Annotated in this window: 13 protein-coding genes; 3 read left to right on the top strand and 10 right to left on the bottom strand. The window is 59.2% G+C overall.

Annotation, left to right across the window (positions count from 1 at the left end):
- Positions 1-78 precede the first annotated feature (78 nt).
- From NKH06_RS30865 to NKH06_RS30875, 3 genes are read right to left on the bottom strand one after another with little or no spacing between them, the layout of a single operon-like run.
- The gene (locus NKH06_RS30865; protein ID WP_023808952.1) at positions 79-753 is read right to left on the bottom strand and encodes a sugar transferase; all 675 of its coding nucleotides are present in this window, start codon (positions 751-753) and stop codon (positions 79-81) included.
- Positions 750-1,886 carry a DegT/DnrJ/EryC1/StrS family aminotransferase gene (locus NKH06_RS30870; protein WP_023808951.1) on the bottom strand — a complete coding sequence of 379 codons (1,137 nt, stop codon included), beginning with the start codon at positions 1,884-1,886 and terminating at the stop codon, positions 750-752. Before NKH06_RS30870 ends, NKH06_RS30865 begins: the two co-directional genes overlap by 4 nt.
- A gap of 39 nt (positions 1,887-1,925) precedes the next feature.
- Complete coding sequence (locus tag NKH06_RS30875) at positions 1,926-2,648, bottom strand: nucleotidyltransferase family protein (protein WP_023808950.1); 723 nt, start codon at positions 2,646-2,648, stop codon at positions 1,926-1,928.
- Between the two features lie 507 nt (positions 2,649-3,155).
- On the opposite strand from NKH06_RS30875, the gene NKH06_RS30880 reads away from it, so the two are divergent.
- Complete coding sequence (locus NKH06_RS30880; RefSeq protein WP_023808949.1) at positions 3,156-3,830, top strand: LuxR C-terminal-related transcriptional regulator; 675 nt, start codon at positions 3,156-3,158, stop codon at positions 3,828-3,830.
- Here NKH06_RS30880 and NKH06_RS30885 read toward each other — a convergent pair.
- The gene (locus tag NKH06_RS30885) at positions 3,823-5,565 is read right to left on the bottom strand and encodes a PAS domain-containing protein (RefSeq protein ID WP_023808948.1); all 1,743 of its coding nucleotides are present in this window, start codon (positions 5,563-5,565) and stop codon (positions 3,823-3,825) included. The genes NKH06_RS30880 and NKH06_RS30885 overlap by 8 nt on opposite strands.
- A 210-nt stretch (positions 5,566-5,775) precedes the next feature.
- Between NKH06_RS30885 and NKH06_RS30890 the strand changes: the two genes are divergently transcribed.
- Positions 5,776-6,483: a helix-turn-helix transcriptional regulator gene (locus NKH06_RS30890; RefSeq protein ID WP_031212340.1), complete on the top strand. Its 708-nt coding sequence runs from the start codon at positions 5,776-5,778 to the stop codon at positions 6,481-6,483.
- Between the two features lie 82 nt (positions 6,484-6,565).
- On the opposite strand, the gene NKH06_RS30895 is transcribed toward NKH06_RS30890, so the two are convergent.
- From NKH06_RS30895 to NKH06_RS30920, 6 genes are all read right to left on the bottom strand, one after another.
- Positions 6,566-7,606 (bottom strand): glycosyltransferase family 2 protein, encoded by a 1,041-nt coding sequence (locus NKH06_RS30895; RefSeq protein ID WP_023808946.1) that lies wholly within the window; start codon positions 7,604-7,606, stop codon positions 6,566-6,568.
- Positions 7,603-8,853 (bottom strand): oligosaccharide flippase family protein, encoded by a 1,251-nt coding sequence (locus tag NKH06_RS30900; RefSeq protein ID WP_245486033.1) that lies wholly within the window; start codon positions 8,851-8,853, stop codon positions 7,603-7,605. Before NKH06_RS30900 ends, NKH06_RS30895 begins: the two co-directional genes overlap by 4 nt.
- Before the next feature lie 300 nt (positions 8,854-9,153).
- Positions 9,154-11,385, bottom strand: a complete 2,232-nt coding sequence (locus NKH06_RS30905; protein WP_352895004.1) for a GumC family protein — start codon at positions 11,383-11,385, stop codon at positions 9,154-9,156.
- A 1-nt stretch (position 11,386) separates the two neighbouring features.
- Positions 11,387-13,384 (bottom strand): asparagine synthase (glutamine-hydrolyzing), encoded by a 1,998-nt coding sequence (gene asnB / locus NKH06_RS30910; protein WP_352440667.1) that lies wholly within the window; start codon positions 13,382-13,384, stop codon positions 11,387-11,389.
- The gene (locus tag NKH06_RS30915; RefSeq protein WP_352440666.1) at positions 13,384-14,643 is read right to left on the bottom strand and encodes an O-antigen ligase family protein; all 1,260 of its coding nucleotides are present in this window, start codon (positions 14,641-14,643) and stop codon (positions 13,384-13,386) included. The genes asnB and NKH06_RS30915 overlap by 1 nt, the downstream gene beginning before the upstream one ends.
- Entirely contained in the window at positions 14,640-15,848 is a 1,209-nt protein-coding gene (locus NKH06_RS30920; protein WP_128302536.1) for a glycosyltransferase family 4 protein, read from the bottom strand. Before NKH06_RS30920 ends, NKH06_RS30915 begins: the two co-directional genes overlap by 4 nt.
- Positions 15,849-16,048: 200 nt before the next feature.
- Here NKH06_RS30920 and NKH06_RS30925 point away from each other — a divergent pair.
- Positions 16,049-16,423 (top strand): hypothetical protein (locus NKH06_RS30925; RefSeq protein ID WP_352895005.1); only part of this gene is annotated, 375 nt, incomplete at its 3' end.

Below are 16,423 nucleotides of genomic sequence, written 5' to 3' on the forward strand. Positions count from 1 at the left end.
CTCCTTCGATCATGTGAGCCGTCAAACTGGCGAACGAACAACAATCCATTCATGCCAAACTCTCCTCACTTGCCAACTCTACCCACTTGCCGCGGGAGGCAGGGACACGCCGAAAACCGCCCTGAAGCCCCGCATTATCCAGACGAGGTCCGATGCAATGGTGCGCCGCGGATAGTAGGCGAGGTCGATCGTTGCCTTGGCCGGGAACAGGACCTCTCGATAAAACAGGAGCGGATCAAGGGAGGGCGGGTAAAAACAGGCTTCGTGACGGAAGAGAACCTGGGTTGGGCCGAGCAGGCCAGGCTTCCACTGTAGGACAGCTTCATTGCCGCCGCGGAAACAATCGGCGAAGGCAAGGCTTTCCGGCCGCGGCCCGACAATTGCCATGTCCCCCGTGAAAACGTTCCACAGTTGGGGCAGCTCATCAAGTTTCGTTGCCGCGAGAAAACGGCCTACCCGCGTCATGCGGCTGTCATCGTTCATGGTCAGCGCAAGGCCGAAAGGATCGGCTGTCGTCTTGAATTTGCGGAACTTGTACATGCGAAACGGTTTTGCGCCGGCACCCAGGCGCGTCTGTGCGAAAAGCACGGGCCAACCGCCCTCGACAAAGAGTGCAACGGCAATCAGGAGCATCAGTGGAGCGAGTACCATTCCCGCTACTGCGGCGAGGATGATGTCCATAGCGCGTCTGGCAATTCCGTGGCTGGTGCCAGCTACGGCGGGCCGATGCATCGTCACGTCGAGTGCGTTCATGCCGCGGCTCCCGCCCGCCCGCTGCCTTCAATCGCCGTGGCCAACGCAACAACCACCGACTCGATCGCACTTGCCGTAATTTGCGGGTGTAGTGGAATCGTCAATTCCCGCTGCGCGAAGTCCTCGGTCTTCGGCAGATGGATTTCAGTGAACATCTGGCGATAAAGCGTCATCTGGTGCACGGGCGTATAGTGGATTGTGGTCTGTATACCCTTCGTTCGCAGATGGTCGATTACCGTTTGCCGGTCGACGTCATGCGGCAGGAGGACAGGCATGATGTGGTAGGCCGAGGTCCGCGGTTTGCCGAACGGGACTGTCACAGCCGAGCAATAATCTGCGATCAGACGCCGATAGAGGACGACCAATATGCGCCGGATTTCATTCCATTCCTGCAGGTTCTGAAGTTGGACCAAGCCGATAGCGGCGCGCAATTCGTCCATGCGATAATTGAAACCGAGCATCGTCACGTCGTATTGCGGCGTGCGGCTGTTCAGCCGCTGATGTGTGCCACTGGTCATCCCATGTCCGCGAGCCTGGCGGATCGCTTCACGGAGCTGTGCATCCCGGGCGATAACGGCCCCGCCTTCCGCGGTGGTCATGTTCTTGTTGCCGTAGAAGCTAAAGGCCGCGGCCGCACCGTAAGTCCCCACCTCCTTAAGGCCGGGAGCATGCGCGGCATCCTCGACGATATGCAGTCCTCGCACACGGGCAAATCTCTGCCATTCTTCCCGGTCGGCGAGGTAGCCGGCAAAATGGACGAGAATGACTGCCTTGGTGCGTCCGGTGCACTTGGCTTCCGCGTCGCTTAGAGACATCAGTGGCACTTCGGCCGACTCTATGTCGACGAATACCGGTGTTGCTCCTACGTAGAGCACTGCATTCGCGGTCGCCACGAAGGTCAGCGAGGGAACCAGCACTTCGTCTCCAGGGCCGATCCCAAGTGCATGGAGAATGAGATGCAGGGCGGCGGTGCAAGAGCTGACGGCGACGCAATCGACCGCATCATGCACGGCCGCGAAGGCCTCTTCAAAGGCTCGTACCTGGTCCCCCATCGTCAGCCACCCACTGTCGACAACTTTGGCCAGGGCCGCCTTTTCCGGAAAGCCAAGAATAGGAGCGCTGACCAAGAGCATTACGACCTCCTCATGTTGGCGCGGCCGAGCGTTCGGCCCTCAAGCGGCCGCTGCCGAGACCTCGATCGATGCGGACTGCTCTTCCCAGGCAATGGTTTGTGCGTTTTGAAAATCTTCAACGCGTCCGATATCCAGCCAAAGCCCATCATGTTTGTAGACGTGCACATTCGTGCCGTTTTGCATCATCTGCAGCATGAGGTCGTCGAATCCGAAGGCGATACCGTCAGGTATAAAACGGAAAACATCTGGGTTCATGCAATATATACCCATGCTTACCAGATGAGATAGAGTCGGTTTTTCACGAAATACTTTAACAGTATTGTCGATCTCGTCGATGACGCCGAAGTCCATCTTGATGACGCGGGAAGCGGTGGCTATGGTGACTGGATCCGTGTGAGTCCGGTGTGATGCCACAAACCGGCTGAGACTGAGATCGGTAAGTACGTCCCCATTGAGAACAATGAACGGCTCGTCCAGTTCCTCCCTGATCAGGGAGAGCGGGCCGATAGTGCCGAGAGGTTCCAGCTCCTGGGTATAGCGTATCCTTAGATTCCACTGTGATCCGTCTCCGCATACGGTGCGGATCAAGTGCCCCAGATAGCCGGTCGTGACGTAGACTTCCTGAATGCCGTTCCGTCGCAGCCACTTCAAAAGCAATTCAAGAACCGGTCGAGCACCGATCGGCATGAGAGGCTTGGGCAAGATGGATGTGAAAGGCCGAAGGCGTGTTCCCATTCCACCGCACTGAATGACCGCTTTCATCTCGTCCTCCTATTGATACGACTGTCGCGGTGTGATGGGTCCAGCCCACCGGCCGGAAGGTACGCCAGTGTTGGTTTCGCCTCTCCGGGTGCAGCGATGGTAAGTGGCGCCCGAGAAGGCGTCGTCGTGCATTTGAATGGCACTTTCCCGGCGTTTTGATTTCAATATTCCAGCCGGCAGGGCATGGGCGCGGCAGGGCGGTCAATCAGAGCTGGGAGCTGTAGCCGCTCGATTGGCAACTGCTGTGCGCATGTCCGGCGCCGGTAACGACCTTCTCGGAAGGGCATCGCTACCGTTCGTACGAAAAAAACACTTTGCTATCTGGCCCTGAAATGTGTGCGATTGTAAGCTATATTAGCAGGTTGAAATGTGCGGATGGGCGGCGACGAGCGTCGACATACGGGGGATCAGCGGGCGGCTGATCTGTGTTGGGTCACCGTACAGTCCATCCAAAGGGAGGGTTCGGCAGCTAGGGACACATGCGGGCTGCCAAAAGGTGGGTGGTTCATGTATCGTATTATCATCGCCGATGATCACGGCTTGTATCGTCGTGGGCTGCGACTGGCATTGATGGCCGGCATTCCAGACTTGGAAATATTCGAAGCGGCGTGTTTTGATACCGTCATAAGCCTGCTTGAAGATCAGGCGCCCGTTGATCTCGCCGTCATCGACCTGAACATGCCAGGACTGTCCGGCCAGGACGATCTTCGCGACGTCTTACCGGCTCATCCCGACACACGGTTTGCAATTGTTTCAGGGACCGATTCACGCGCCGAGATTCTAACTGCCCTCTCGATTGGACTTCATGGCTATATCGTAAAGTCCCAAACGGACGAGGAGGTGGTCCTGGCGGTGAAGGAAATCCTGGCCGGCCGTATTTACGTTCCGGCACTTCTTTCACAAAGGTCCAAGGAGCCGGTACGCCTTCCATCCGAGGCTCCCACGCGAATGCCCCACAGGACCACCAGCGTCAACAATCTGGGCAGGCTTACGTCCAGACAGAAGGAAGTCCTCAGGTTGATGGCCGAAGGTTACTCGAACAAAGAGATTGCCCGCTCTCTTGAAATTGCAGAAGCGACGACGAAGATTCATGCCGCCGCCGTCCTGCGCGAACTTGGGGCACGAAATCGGACAGAGGCCGCGGTTCTGCTGAAGACATGGGCCGCCAGAGACGTCAACTAGCGCCGATTGCTTTTGGCGGCAGCCGGACCGAATATTTCAGTCCGTGAGCCAGCATCTCAAGCTTGGAAGAGTGACCCACGATAGGCTCACCGTCGGCTCCAATGATCAACGACCCAAAACCGCGCCGAGCCGAGGTGGAGACCCGGCGCTCTCCCGATTCCGACCATTCAAACACGATGTCGGCGCCGGGCTCCTGGGCTGTGAATTGCCACATGACCTCGATCCGGCCTGCCGGAGTGCCGAGAGCCCCATGCTTCACGGAATTGGTCGTAAGCTCGTGAACGATCATTGCGAAGCTCTCAGCCGAACCCTCTGCGATTTTTACTTCGGGCCCACTGATCGAGATGTTGTGCGTTCCCATGTAGGGCTGCAATTCCTGAACGATGAGGTCGCGCAAGGACGCCGACAGGTTGCCATCGCGTGAAAGAAGCAGATGCGTCGCCTGGAGTGCGCCGATTTTTTGGATCAGTGTCTGCTTATAGCGGGCGATATCGTTGTCGGGGGCACTAACCATATTCACAAGCGCCGTGATCACCGGAAACAGATTGTTGAGCCTGTGGCGCTGTTCAAGCATGGCCCGCTCTCGCTTCTTCGCCGCAGCCCGCAGCAGAATGGTTATGCGCCGATCGGTGACATCCGCGGCGACTCCTATTCGCTGTGCACGACCATCGCGCAATTCGTCCCGTCCGCGAAGAGCAATCCAGCGGATATGTCCGCCAGCTCGCCTGATGCGGATCTCCGCGTCATAGTTGGCGCCGGATGCAAGCTCTCCCGGGGCCGTCAAATTAGGCAAGTCGGCTGGATGAACGACCGCAGCCAGTTCCTGCAGCGGACGGCTCGGCGCGGGTGCCAGTCCCATCATTTCCCAGAACGCGGCCGAGCCGTTCACGGATCCGCTCTCGAAGTCTATGCGCCATGTTCCCAACCGGCTGGACGACAGCGCCAGGTCCAACCATTCCTTCTGAGCCCGGAGTGCCTCGCGGGCGGTTCGCTCTCCCGATATGTCGTCCACCATTACAAAGATGCTTTGAGGGAGAGCATCAGCTGGCACGGCCAAAGACAGCGCCAATCTTGTCCACAAAACCGTGCCGTCCTTTCTCAGGAGACGGATCTCCGAGCCGAACGAAGTCGTGTCTTTGAGGCGAGTCAATGCTTCCGCCAAAGTGTGGTTGTCGTCAGGATGGACGAGTGCCCTGACTGGCAAACTAGAAAGCTCCTCCTCGGCATACCCTGTCATCTCACAAAGACGTTTGTTGGATCGTTGCAACTCTCCGTTCTCGCTCATATTGGCAAAGCCGATAGCGGCACGTTCAAATGCCCAGCGATAACTGTTTTCGGTCGCCTCCAAGGCCACGAGTCTAGCCTCTGCAACCCGCAAAAGGGTGCGGTAGTCCTGCCTCTGCCGGTGGAAAGTCAGGGCGATCATCCCCCCTGCAACCAGCAGCAGGATGGCCCTAATCCAAACGTCGACGTCGGTTGGATTGTGAAGGACATCCCGCGCCAACAAGCCGACAGTCACCATCACAAACGTTGCCGCAAGGGCAATCAGGCGATCTTCGAGATATGAGATGGCAATAATGGTGGGAACAAACTCAAAAAAGCCGATGTCGTATGCCATGGAGGCGGGCAGCGCTGTCTCGACCGCAAGTGTCGCGACCAGGAGCGACATCGAGGCAAGGTGGGTTAGCAACTTGCCTGAGCTGTTCGGATGCAAACTGAGCGAATGCAAACGCATGTGCCAGACTATAACCTTCTGACTAGTCCGTCGAGATTAGACCGAAAAGCGTACAGACTAGTCCGACCGCAGGATTGTTCCCCGGGATTGTAGCGCGCATTTTGTCCGTTGTCGGGGGCGGATCGGACCGCAACTCTCCAAGCGACCTGACTGACATGTTTAAGGCACCTCCTGACAGGGAGGCGTTGCCGTTTTGCGGGAGGTAAGAAAATGGCACTGGTTGGTAGGCAGCATGATGGAATTCTTGGTCGCCAATATGGAAGTTTCGGGGGAAAGCCCGTCTCGGCCTTGAGAACGCAGGGTGGCCATAGTTCCGCCTGGCACCAAGCACCACAAAGGTTCGACGGCGTGGCTGTCGAGCCAAAGCAGAGCAGCCTTGCATCTGTTGTGAGAATGCTTGATCGCATCGGGTGTGGCTATCTGATCCTGAACAGCGACAGGAAGGTCATGGAGTGGAATTCAGCCGCTCAAAACACCTTGGAGCGCGAGGGCGAGGCAGCTGATACGGCCGGCAAGGTGTCGGTTGCTCTGAGGCGGCTGATCGCAAACGTGCCGGGGAATTTTCTTCCTGGCACGCTTTCATGGGTGGTGATCCGCGGTATGGGCGACAGGCCCTTGATTTTGAACGAGAAGGGCATAGCAACGCCTGACGCGACGAGTATCGTGGCGCTGCTGGATCGTGAAAACAGGTCCGGGCCAAATCCCCAGACGCTGCAAAGAATGTTTGGTCTGACGAGTGCCGAAACGCAACTCGCGCTGCGCTTGGCGCAGGGCGATGCCCCTTTGGAGATAGCCCGCAAGCGGCGCTTGAGCCGGACCACGATAAGGTCACAGCTGGCGTCGCTCTTCGCCAAGACCGAAACACGGCGCCAGGCGGAACTGGTAGCTCTTCTTGGGCGCATATGCGTCTTGCCGTGAGGTAACGGCCGTACCATGCGCGCGCGCAACAGGCTTGTGCGCGCGCAATCTGTTGCCGGCGTGCTTGTCCGCCAGCCTCACCCTACCGCCGTCGTGTGCGCACCCGGCCCAATCTTGGGCGGATTGCAAACACGTGGTTAAGCACGTGCCAGCCCGCCACCTTCATGACGGAAGGCCGGAAGATCTGAATCCCGTCCAGGAACGTGGTCAACCAGGACTGCTGGTGGAACCTCATGGGAATACGAGCAACCCGCAATGCCCGCAGCAATGTCTCGGGAGGCGGGAGATGGTTGCGGTCCTTGATGAGATTCCAGTTAAGCTGTTTGACGGCGAGGGTCACTTCGTCGACCTCGCGAAAACTCTTTGACGTTGTAATGCTTGGATGGTTCGTTGCATCGTAAAAGGTAAGCGGATCGCTTATCGCCACCATGTCCCCATGGCTGGCTAGATCCACGAAGAACAGTTGATCCACTCCGGCCGGAATCTCTTTGTGCGTGCGCATCAAGCAGCCGGCACGAATGACGTCGCTGTTGATCAACAATGTGGATGGAATAATCCCCAGGCAGCGTGTCGCGCGCACCAGATAGAGGTCCATCAGGCACTGCTGGCTGGAATAAAGCGAGATCGGTTCCTGCTGCTTGGGGACTTGGCGAAATCGCACTCGCTTGTCCTCGATTATGTTTGCGGCTGACGTCATGAAGGCGACTGAGGGGTACTGTTTGGCAATTTCGGCGAATGTCCTGAGTGCACCTGGCGCAAGCCAGTCATCGTCATGTAGCAACTTGATCCATCGTCCGGAGCAAGCCAGCATAGCGTTGTTGGTGTTCTCCACCTGACCGCGACCTCGACTGTTTTCGATGATGCGGATGCGAGGTTCGCTCCGTGCGTAGTCGGTCACGATAGCCCAGGTCTCGCCCTCCGGCCCCTCGTCGTCGCTCACGACCAACTCCCAATCGGAGTAATCCTGGCCCAAGACGCTGTCGATCGCCCTGCGGATCGTATCCGGTCGACGAAAGGTTGGTATCCCGACCGAGATAAAAGGGCGTGACCACGAGAGATCGGCCCGGTCATGCTGGGTGACCGCAACTGCCGCTTGAAGGTTGTCAACCGACGACGAATTCATGGTGTTTTTTCCTCGAGACATTCATGTTGGATGCACGTTGCAGCGCCTGCTGGTTGAGGGTCGTGGGTCAACAGATACAGTGATGCTGCCATTTTCAGAGCGAAACCCGACGCGCCGCCGGCGGCCATGAAATAGATGACGGTGACTGGCTGCCAGCCCGCCTGGGCGCCGGCGAGCAGCGGGCCAAACACGAGAACCGCCCGTGCGAGGTCGATGACCAGTCTTGTTCCTTGCCGCCGTAACAGAGCGGGAACGTCGCTGAGCGGAGTCGACAACGCCTGTGCCGCGCCCATCAGCGCCAGTGCGGTCATGATTTCCGCAGTGGGCATCCAAGGCTCGCCCAGAAGCGGAACGACCACATAGGGCGCGGCGAGGCCGAGCAGCAAGATCGGCACCGCGGTAAAGGCGGCGGCCAGCAGGAGAAGCCCGCGCGCCACACCAAGCAGGTGTCCACGATTGCTGTTCCGGTTTGCTTCGGCGACAAAAACATTGCTGAGCGGTGTGGCGATCAGCGTCACCGGACCGGTGACCAGCCGCGCGGCCACGCCCAAATATCCGGCAAATGCGGTGCCGAACAGCCCGCCGACAAGGACTGCTGGAAGATTGTTGATTGCTATGCTCGCGAGCGTTGCGGGAATATCGAACAGAGGAAATTTGTATTCCCGCCGAGCCTTTTCCAATACCGCACGCCAAGGTGCCCAGGCGATGCCACGCAAATCCTCCCAACTCATCACCCGATAGCCGATCACCCCGATGAAGACGAACTGGCTTAAAATATGGGCATGGATCATCGCTTCACCGCCGAGTTCGGCGATGCCGAAAGCCAATTGCAGTGCAGCCATGCTTGCCGGCAGGATCAGGCGCCCGAGAGCAAAATCGCGCAAAAGCCCGGCACGCAGACTCCAGCAGTTCATGGCTTCGACCAGACCTGCGCCTCCCATTCCAATCGGAATGAGCCAGGCGAGCGAGCCGAGGCGATTGGGAGCAAGGTTCGACAGCATCTGTCCGGCCGAAAAGGCCAGGACGGTCGTCACGAACACAGCCAAGAGAATAAGCTTGACCGTCACATAGGCCTGCGCGTTCCCCTTGACCCCATAGAGCGAAGCCTCGAAGCGCAATGCCGCGACCCCGGCGAGTATGTTCACGATCGACAGATAAATCGTAAAGATGCCGAAATCGGCCGGCGAATAGAGCCGCGCCAAAACCGGGATTGCGGCAAGAAGGGTGAGCTGGCCGACAATCGCCATTGCCGACACTCCGCTTGCTGCACGAATGATCGAGCCGATCGGGCTCGGCCGAACAACGATGATGGCTGTGCCTGCCGCAGGAACCGTCTTGGGTCTCAGAAGGTCGCTTGGTGCCATCGGTTCGCGCTTCCGAGGGAGGCAAATATCGGGGATTGCCGCAGCCTACGATGCACACCGGACCTTGCCATCATTCACCTGAATGACGCGCTCTGCTGACAGGCTGCACCGTGAATCGTCCTGGCCGCTCCCTGGATGAACCGCCCCAGGATCGTCCGTAGCCCAAGGACGAGCCTGTGGCCGTCATGCTATTTGCTCGCGCAAGAGGTCAGCGCTGTCCTCGAGCCGATATCCGGCATGTTTTTTCAGATTCACTCGCGTGAGGACACTGCCAACAGGTATCACAAGAGAACCGTTGCCCTGAAGGAGTTCCAGCACCCCGCGAGCGAGGGTGCGTGGCGTTTTCCTCCACCGGATGGCGAAAAGAACCACGTCCGCCCATCCTGGCAGAAATTTGGCTTCCGGCTGCCCCAGCGCCGACGGCAGGTTTATGATCACGATGCGATAGGTCGCGTGCAGATCCGCCATCACTTTGCCTCCGTCCTCGCATGATAGCAGCGCCAGCAGGTCGTCCGACGGAGCGGCGGTCATTACGTCGATCCCGATTTCATGCAGCCTGGCAACGGCACCTTCCAGGTCGCAGCGATTGCAAACATAGTCAGCGAAGGAATGGCGGTTCTTGCGTTCGCTGAACTGGTGCAGGAACTCGAGCGTGAGCTGAACGCCCTTGCGTTCAAGATCGACCAACAGAACTCGACCGCCCAGTCGCGTGCCGGCGAGCGCCAGGCTCCACGCGAGCTCGGTCCCGCCATCCTGCGGCACGCTGGAGGTGACAAGCGCCGTGTACGACGAACGAGCCCTTAGCGCATTTGGTGCCGCCGCAATCAGCAACGACGTCACGGCGCGGCTATATGCGGACCTGCGCTCCCCCAGCACGAGGTTTCGCAGTTGTTTGGCATGCATTCCGCCTGCTTCGGGAATCTGCCCCACACATGGAACCTTGAGCACCGCTTCTGCCTCGGCCTCGCCACGGAAAGTCCGGTCAAAATGATTGCGCATCGTGACGTACATCGCCCCCAGAATGGCGAATAAGATCATCCCAGGGGGAACAAGGAAGATGGCTGGCAAGGTCTGCGGGATAGTCGACGGCCAAGCAGCGGACAGGATGGAAATTCCAGCTGAGGGAACTCCGATACGCCGCGTCAAATCCTGTTGTCGACCAAGGAGTTCGTTATATCGCTGGGTCAGCAGGCTGACCTGCGGCTCGAGAGCCCGCAAACCGGAAAGCCGGCTGGCGGTGTCGGCCATGACCGCATCCAGGATGTTCTTTCGGCTTTCAAGAGCGGCGATCTGTGCACGGAAAATGTTTGCATCGGCAGCAATCTTGTCGACGCCTTGTTCGATCTTGCTTTGCGTCGTGGCTCTGAGTTCCTGGTCTGCCGGCGCGAGAGCCTGTCGAGCCGCAAGGTCGGCAAGTTCAGGCGCGCCAATAGCTTCGGCCAAGGCGGTGAGAGAGGCCCCATGCTCTCGAAGCCCCTGGACGTATCGAAGCCGAGATTCCACAGCGGCGAGGTCCGCCTTTGACATCGACAATTGCTGGCTGAGGTCGGCCCGTTCCCTGGCTGCATTGTCCGCCGAGCCTTGGTCGATGGCTCCGTGGCTCAGCCGATATTTCTCAAGGCGGTCTGCCGCTGCCTGCAGATCATTTTGCAGCCCGGGCAAACTGGCGGTGATCGCATCGAGCTCTTGCTGGTCGGATGCCTGCCTTTTCTTCGCTAGGGAGTCGACATAAACCTGAGCGAATGTGTTGGCCACGAGCGCCGCCCGCGCGGGGCTGTCATCGGCAAAAGCGACGGAGATTACTCTCGATCGCAGCTCCTGCCCGACCCGCATGCCTCGCCGCAAATCTCTTAACTCGGAGGCATCCTCGGCTTGTGGACCGTTGGCTGCCTGGTCCGCCCCTGGCCACAGCCAGTCCAGTAGACCGCCGGCAAGTGAGCGTGTCCTTGGGGGAGGGGTGGCAGACGGTTCAAGCCGGGAATTCCTGCTAGCGGAATTGTCCTGTCCGGTTTCCGCCGCACCTGTCTTGCGCAGTGCCGCCATGACGCGGCGCAGGTGATCTTGCGACGATAACATCGTGATGTGGTCATCTATGCTTGAATCAACGAGGTCCTGCGAAGACGGGGCGCCGACGGGCAGTGAACCGCGCGAGGGGGCGTCGACGATAAGCTGGGTTGTTGACTCGTAGAGAACTGGTCGAAGGCTTCCCAGCAACCCCGCCAACAAGCCGCCCAACACAGCGAAGGCAACAATAGACCATTTTCTCCTTGCCAGAATCACGAAGAGTTGGCGCGACGCGGTGGGCGGCTCGACATACTCACGCAATGACCGCACGGGCACTCTGCCTTCGAGAACCGGTGCTGGTAGTTGATTGACCCGTGGCAGCTGGATCGGGCTGATTGCGGAACCTACCATCTTACACTCCTGCCAGGTCGCGTTCATGAGTTGGGCCGGTTTGCTGTGCTTGCCGATTGGCTTTGCTCCGCCAGGCCTGGAACATCAACGCGGACCACAATTCGCGCGAGCGGTTATGGCCATCAATGTGATCGCGCCAGCAGGCGTCGATCTTCGCGGTGTCCAATACGTCACTGCTTTCGGTTCGCATGTCGGCGAGAAGATCGGTGGCCCAGTTGCGCAGCGGACCCCGCAGCCATGCAGCGATAGGGACATCGAAGCCTTGTTTCGGACGCTCGATCAGGTGCTGCGGGAGATAGCGGCGTAGCAATTGGCGAAGGATCCATTTGCCGGCGCCATCACGAACTTTCATGTTGGATGGCAGCCGCCAGGAGAATTCGACAACGCGGTGGTCAAGCAGAGGACACCGACCCTCAAGGCTGTTGGCCATGGTGGCACGGTCCAGCTTCACCAAGATATCGCCAGGCAAGTAGCCCGCCATGTCATCGTACAGAAGACGGGAGAGCAGGTCGTCAAGCGGCGGACCGCCGTAGCCGTGGGTTGGTTCGGTCGGCCGCTGATATCCCAGGTTTTCAGCCTGTGGCCGCGCCAGCCGCTGAAACAATTCGTCTTCGTTCGATGCCGTGAGCAGCCGGGCGAGGCGTTCCATTCGGTCGCTCCGGATAAAATGCCTCGCGCTCGCAGAGAGCGGCAGTTTGCCAACGGCATCGTCACGTCCGGCGCGTGCGAAAAACCCTGCCCCTGCCGCCAAGGTTCGGCGCAGTTGTCGGGGCAGGCGCAGGTGCCGTTTCAGCCGCTCCGCCATAAAGTGGCGGCCGTATCCTGCGAAGCATTCGTCACCACCGTCGCCCGACAGCGCTACGGTGACGTGCTGACGAGCGAGCCTGGCAACGAGCAAGGTCGGTATTTGTGATTCATCGGCGAAGGGTTCATCCCAGACCTGGGGCAACTCGGGAATGACGTCACGTGCGGCGCTTGGCGAGAGGTGAAGTTCGGAGTGGTCGGTACCCAGATGACGGGCAACGGCCGCTGCGTATGGAGCTTCATCAAAGCCGCCCTCTCCGAACGAGATCGTGAAGCTGCGAACCGGCTTGCAGGATTGGGCCTGCATCAAGGCGATCACGGCTGAGCTGTCGATCCCGCCCGACAGGAAGCCGCCCAGAGGCACGTCGGCGATCATACGTTCCCGCACAGCCAGCCGAAGCCGGTTGTCCAGTTCGTCAACCAGATCTTCGTCGGTGCCGATGGCGGGATTCCGTCGCCCATCGGCAGCGACGGCAGCCAGCGACCACCAGCGGTGAACGCATCGGGAAAGACGGTCCGCGCTGCGGTCTTCGGCAAAATTCGCCGCCGTGACGGAAAGGACAGAACCAGGCGGCAGTTTGAACACGCTTCGCCAGATACAGCGATGGTCCGGCACCCATCCCGTCGAAAGCATTGCCGCGGCGGCATCAAGATCAAGGTCGGGAGAAAAGCCCGGAAAGCAATTGATCGCCTTCAGCTCAGACGCGAAAACCAGCGCATCTCGGGTCGATGCGACATAGAGGGGCTTTTTGCCCATTCTGTCGCGGGCCAGATGCAGGGTTCTTGTCTTGAGATCCCACAATGCGAAGACGAACATACCGGCAAAGCGATTGAGGGCGGCCTCAAGCCCCCAATGCTCGATTGCGCAGAGCATCACTTCGGTGTCGCTAGCACCTTGAAAGGTTTGGCCCGCACACTCGAGTTCGCTACGCAAATCGCGAAAATTGTATATCTCACCGTTGAAGGTGATCACGTACCGACCGCTGGCGGAATGCATCGGCTGGTGCCCGGCGGCTGACAGGTCGACAATTGCCAACCGCCTGTGGCCCAGTGCGATTCCAGCTTCGCGGTCGATCCAGAGCCCCTCGCCATCCGGCCCCCGGTGACGCAGCGATGCAGTCATCCGCCCGATCGCTCCAAGCGGCTTTATGTCCAGAGCGTCCGAAGCCAATAGAATTCCCGCGATCCCACACATTAGGCCACCCTCGGTTCAGCAAGCTGCCGCCGAAGTGCGGTCGGATTTCCGGCAACGAGGCAGAAAGCCAGCGAAAACCACACGATCGGGTGGCGGATGATCAGGTGAGGCATGCTGAAGATTATCGTCGATCCCCCGAGCACCAGCAGGGCGTCGAATCCCGCTCGCCAGGCGGAGGACATGGCGGCGCCCACGATCCAGACCAACGCCATCACGGCAAGCAATCCGCCCTGCAGGTAAAGGTCGAGAACGGTGTTATGCGCCTCGAAAGGTCGCTGTAGAAATTGACGGTCGGCCACGGGAGGCCGCTCGAGGTGGGGGCCAGGGCCCAGTCCCAGGGACCCGGATTTCAATCCTTTTTCCACAGCCTCCTGCCACAGATAAAGCCGGAGTTCGAACGTTTCGACGGTCGCTTCCCCGCCTTCGTCTTTGGTAAGGCTCTTCGCAAAATTGGCGACGCTGGTCTCTTCGGTGAGCGCGTACGGCGTCATTGCAAGCGCTAGAGGGAAGGAGCCTGCCAACAGCATAATTGCCGCCAGGCGGGGCATGCTGGCGCGGCCGCTCGTTGCTATCCATGCACGAAGCCGCAATCCGATGAAGATGAGGCAGCTCAGGATGCTGGTATAGAGATAGGTGTCGCTCTTCGTCAGTCGGCCGACATAGAACGTCAGGAGCAGGCATGAGAATGCTAGCAAACGAGCCCATGGGTTGCGCGTGGTCGTGGCAAGATGCAAAGCCAGCGGGCCAAAGAGCGCGCAATAGAGCGCGAGTTGGTTCGGGTTCTCTGACCAGCCGCGGAACCGGTCCCAATACCAGGGATCGACGCCGGATTGGTGGATCGCACCATAAGCCAAGCCAAGCTGTATCACAAAGGCTCCATTGGCAAACGCGACCACGTACCATGCGCTGCGGCGCAGATGCCGATCGGCGTCCGGCTCCGCCGCGGCCAGGCACGTAAAGCTTGCCAGCAACACATATGCCATAATGTCATGTACAAACCCGGTCAGATAAAGAACGGTGGTCAGGTAACCGACGATCGTGCCGATCCCCAAAGCGAGCGACAGGAGCAGCCAGAAGCTCGCCAGTTGGACAAAAGCGGGTGTGAGCTGGAGACGACCGCCAGCGAGTATTCGTCCAATCGCCAGCACGATCCAGATCGCGATGAACAATTCGCCATAGCCGAGCGGCAATCCCGGAACGCCTAGTTGCGTCGCATAGGACATAGCAACCCCCAGGGCGAGCAAGGCGTCCCGGATCATTGATGTGCCCCGCCTCGGTGATTTGCGAGGCCGCCTCCAAGCCCAACGGCAGGGAGCGGTCGCATGTGCCCCGCGCGGAGTGTGTTGTCGTAAAGGTCGCAGTACTGGTCGACCACCAGCGGCAGGGCAAATCGCTTCCGGACAAGTTCAACAGAACGGGCGCCCATCGCCTTGGCCGCCGCGCGGTCGGACAGCAAGTCTATTGTTCGCGAGGCGAGGGCATCGGCATCATGCGGCGCAACCAGGTAGCCGTTCCATCCGTCTTCGACGACGTCGCTGCAGCCTGGCATCCTTGAGGCCACGATGGGCAGTCCCGCCAGCCCCGCCTCCAGCAATACACGCGGAACCCCTTCGCGATACTGAGTGGGAAAGGCGAATACATCGGCCATGCCAAGGAGGTCGGCGACATCGCGTCGTGGACCCAAGGCCAGCACATGAGGTGCATGCCGATCGAGTTCCGACTTGTCGATTGCGAATGAGCCTTCGGATTCTCGTGGGCCGACGAGCACAAACCGTGCCGAGGGCCTTGCGGACAGAATGCGAGGGACCGCCTTGAGAAGGGTCGCCACGCCTTTCTGGCGCGTCAAACGGCCGACGAAGATCACCACTTCGGCGGACTGAAGGCCGAGGTCCTTTCGCATCTTCGTTGCTGAGGACCCGAGATGGCGCACCGTTGCGAACGCGCCGACATCGATTCCGGAACTGCGTATCAGTCGCGAACTTCCGCGACCGATCAGCCGAAAGCGCTCGAAGAACAGTTGGTCGTCGCTATTTTGGAATACGGTCGCTGCCGTCCAGGAAGACGCAAGCCATTGCAGTGCGCAATAGACCGGACGCAAGGCCAGGGCTCGAGGCTCCAGCGATGAGAACGTCCATCCCAGTCCGTTGATGGTGCGAATGACCGGAACAGTTCCCCGTACCGAAAGGGGCGTTAACAGATTTGGCTTGGTGTCGAAGCTCTGGATGATGTCAGGCTGAAGCTCCTGCATCAAGCGGCGCATCGTTCCGAGAGTGCGCCATTCCCCGCCTCCGCTTGCAAAGCGGTCGAAGGAGAACCTGTGATGCGAAATGTCATGCCGTAAAAACGGTACGGGAGAACCGCTCGAGACCGCCGTAACGCGAAAGCCTTTCTCTCGCAACGCGATGAGGAAGGGAACTCTCAAGGCGTGATCCTCGCCTCCCACGCAGACCAGGTGCGGGTTCATCTGCCTCTCCCAAGCGCACATGGCCGATTGGCTCTCGATGCTGCCATGGCCCGGTTTAATCACCTCTGAGCGCATGCCGCCCGAGTGCACGCTAGGGGGACACCAGGTGCCTGTCCTCGTCCGTTTGAATGACACCAGTGATGTTTGGAAGGGTGGCGACCAGCGAGGCGAGATTCCCTCGCGATTGCCGGAGCGTTCATGTGACTCGTGTCTTGCGGGATGAGCGCGGTGCTTGCCTGAGCCGGTACGGGTGGCCGGTCTGCATCACCTTGGTTGTCCAAGGTTTTCGAGTGTCCAATTGCGGCGGCGCGGTGCCTGAGCTCCGCGGTTCGCTGATGGCAAAAAATCTTTGTGGTTGCGCTGGGCCGTCAAGCCGGCCCTCGGCCTGCGTCGCCCGGTCTTCAGGACGGAACCCGCACGTCAGCTGTTGGTCCACACATCCGGAACATCTGTCAGGGGGGGAGGCCAACGCCGCAAACCAAAAAAAAAAAAAAAAAAAAAAAAAAAAAAAAGAAAAAAAAAAAAAAAAAAAAAAAAAAAAAAAAAAAACAAAAAAAAAAAAAAAAAAAAAAAAA

Origin of the sequence: Mesorhizobium sp. M1342, assembly GCF_040317955.1 — a bacterium.
GTDB lineage: Bacteria > Pseudomonadota > Alphaproteobacteria > Rhizobiales > Rhizobiaceae > Mesorhizobium.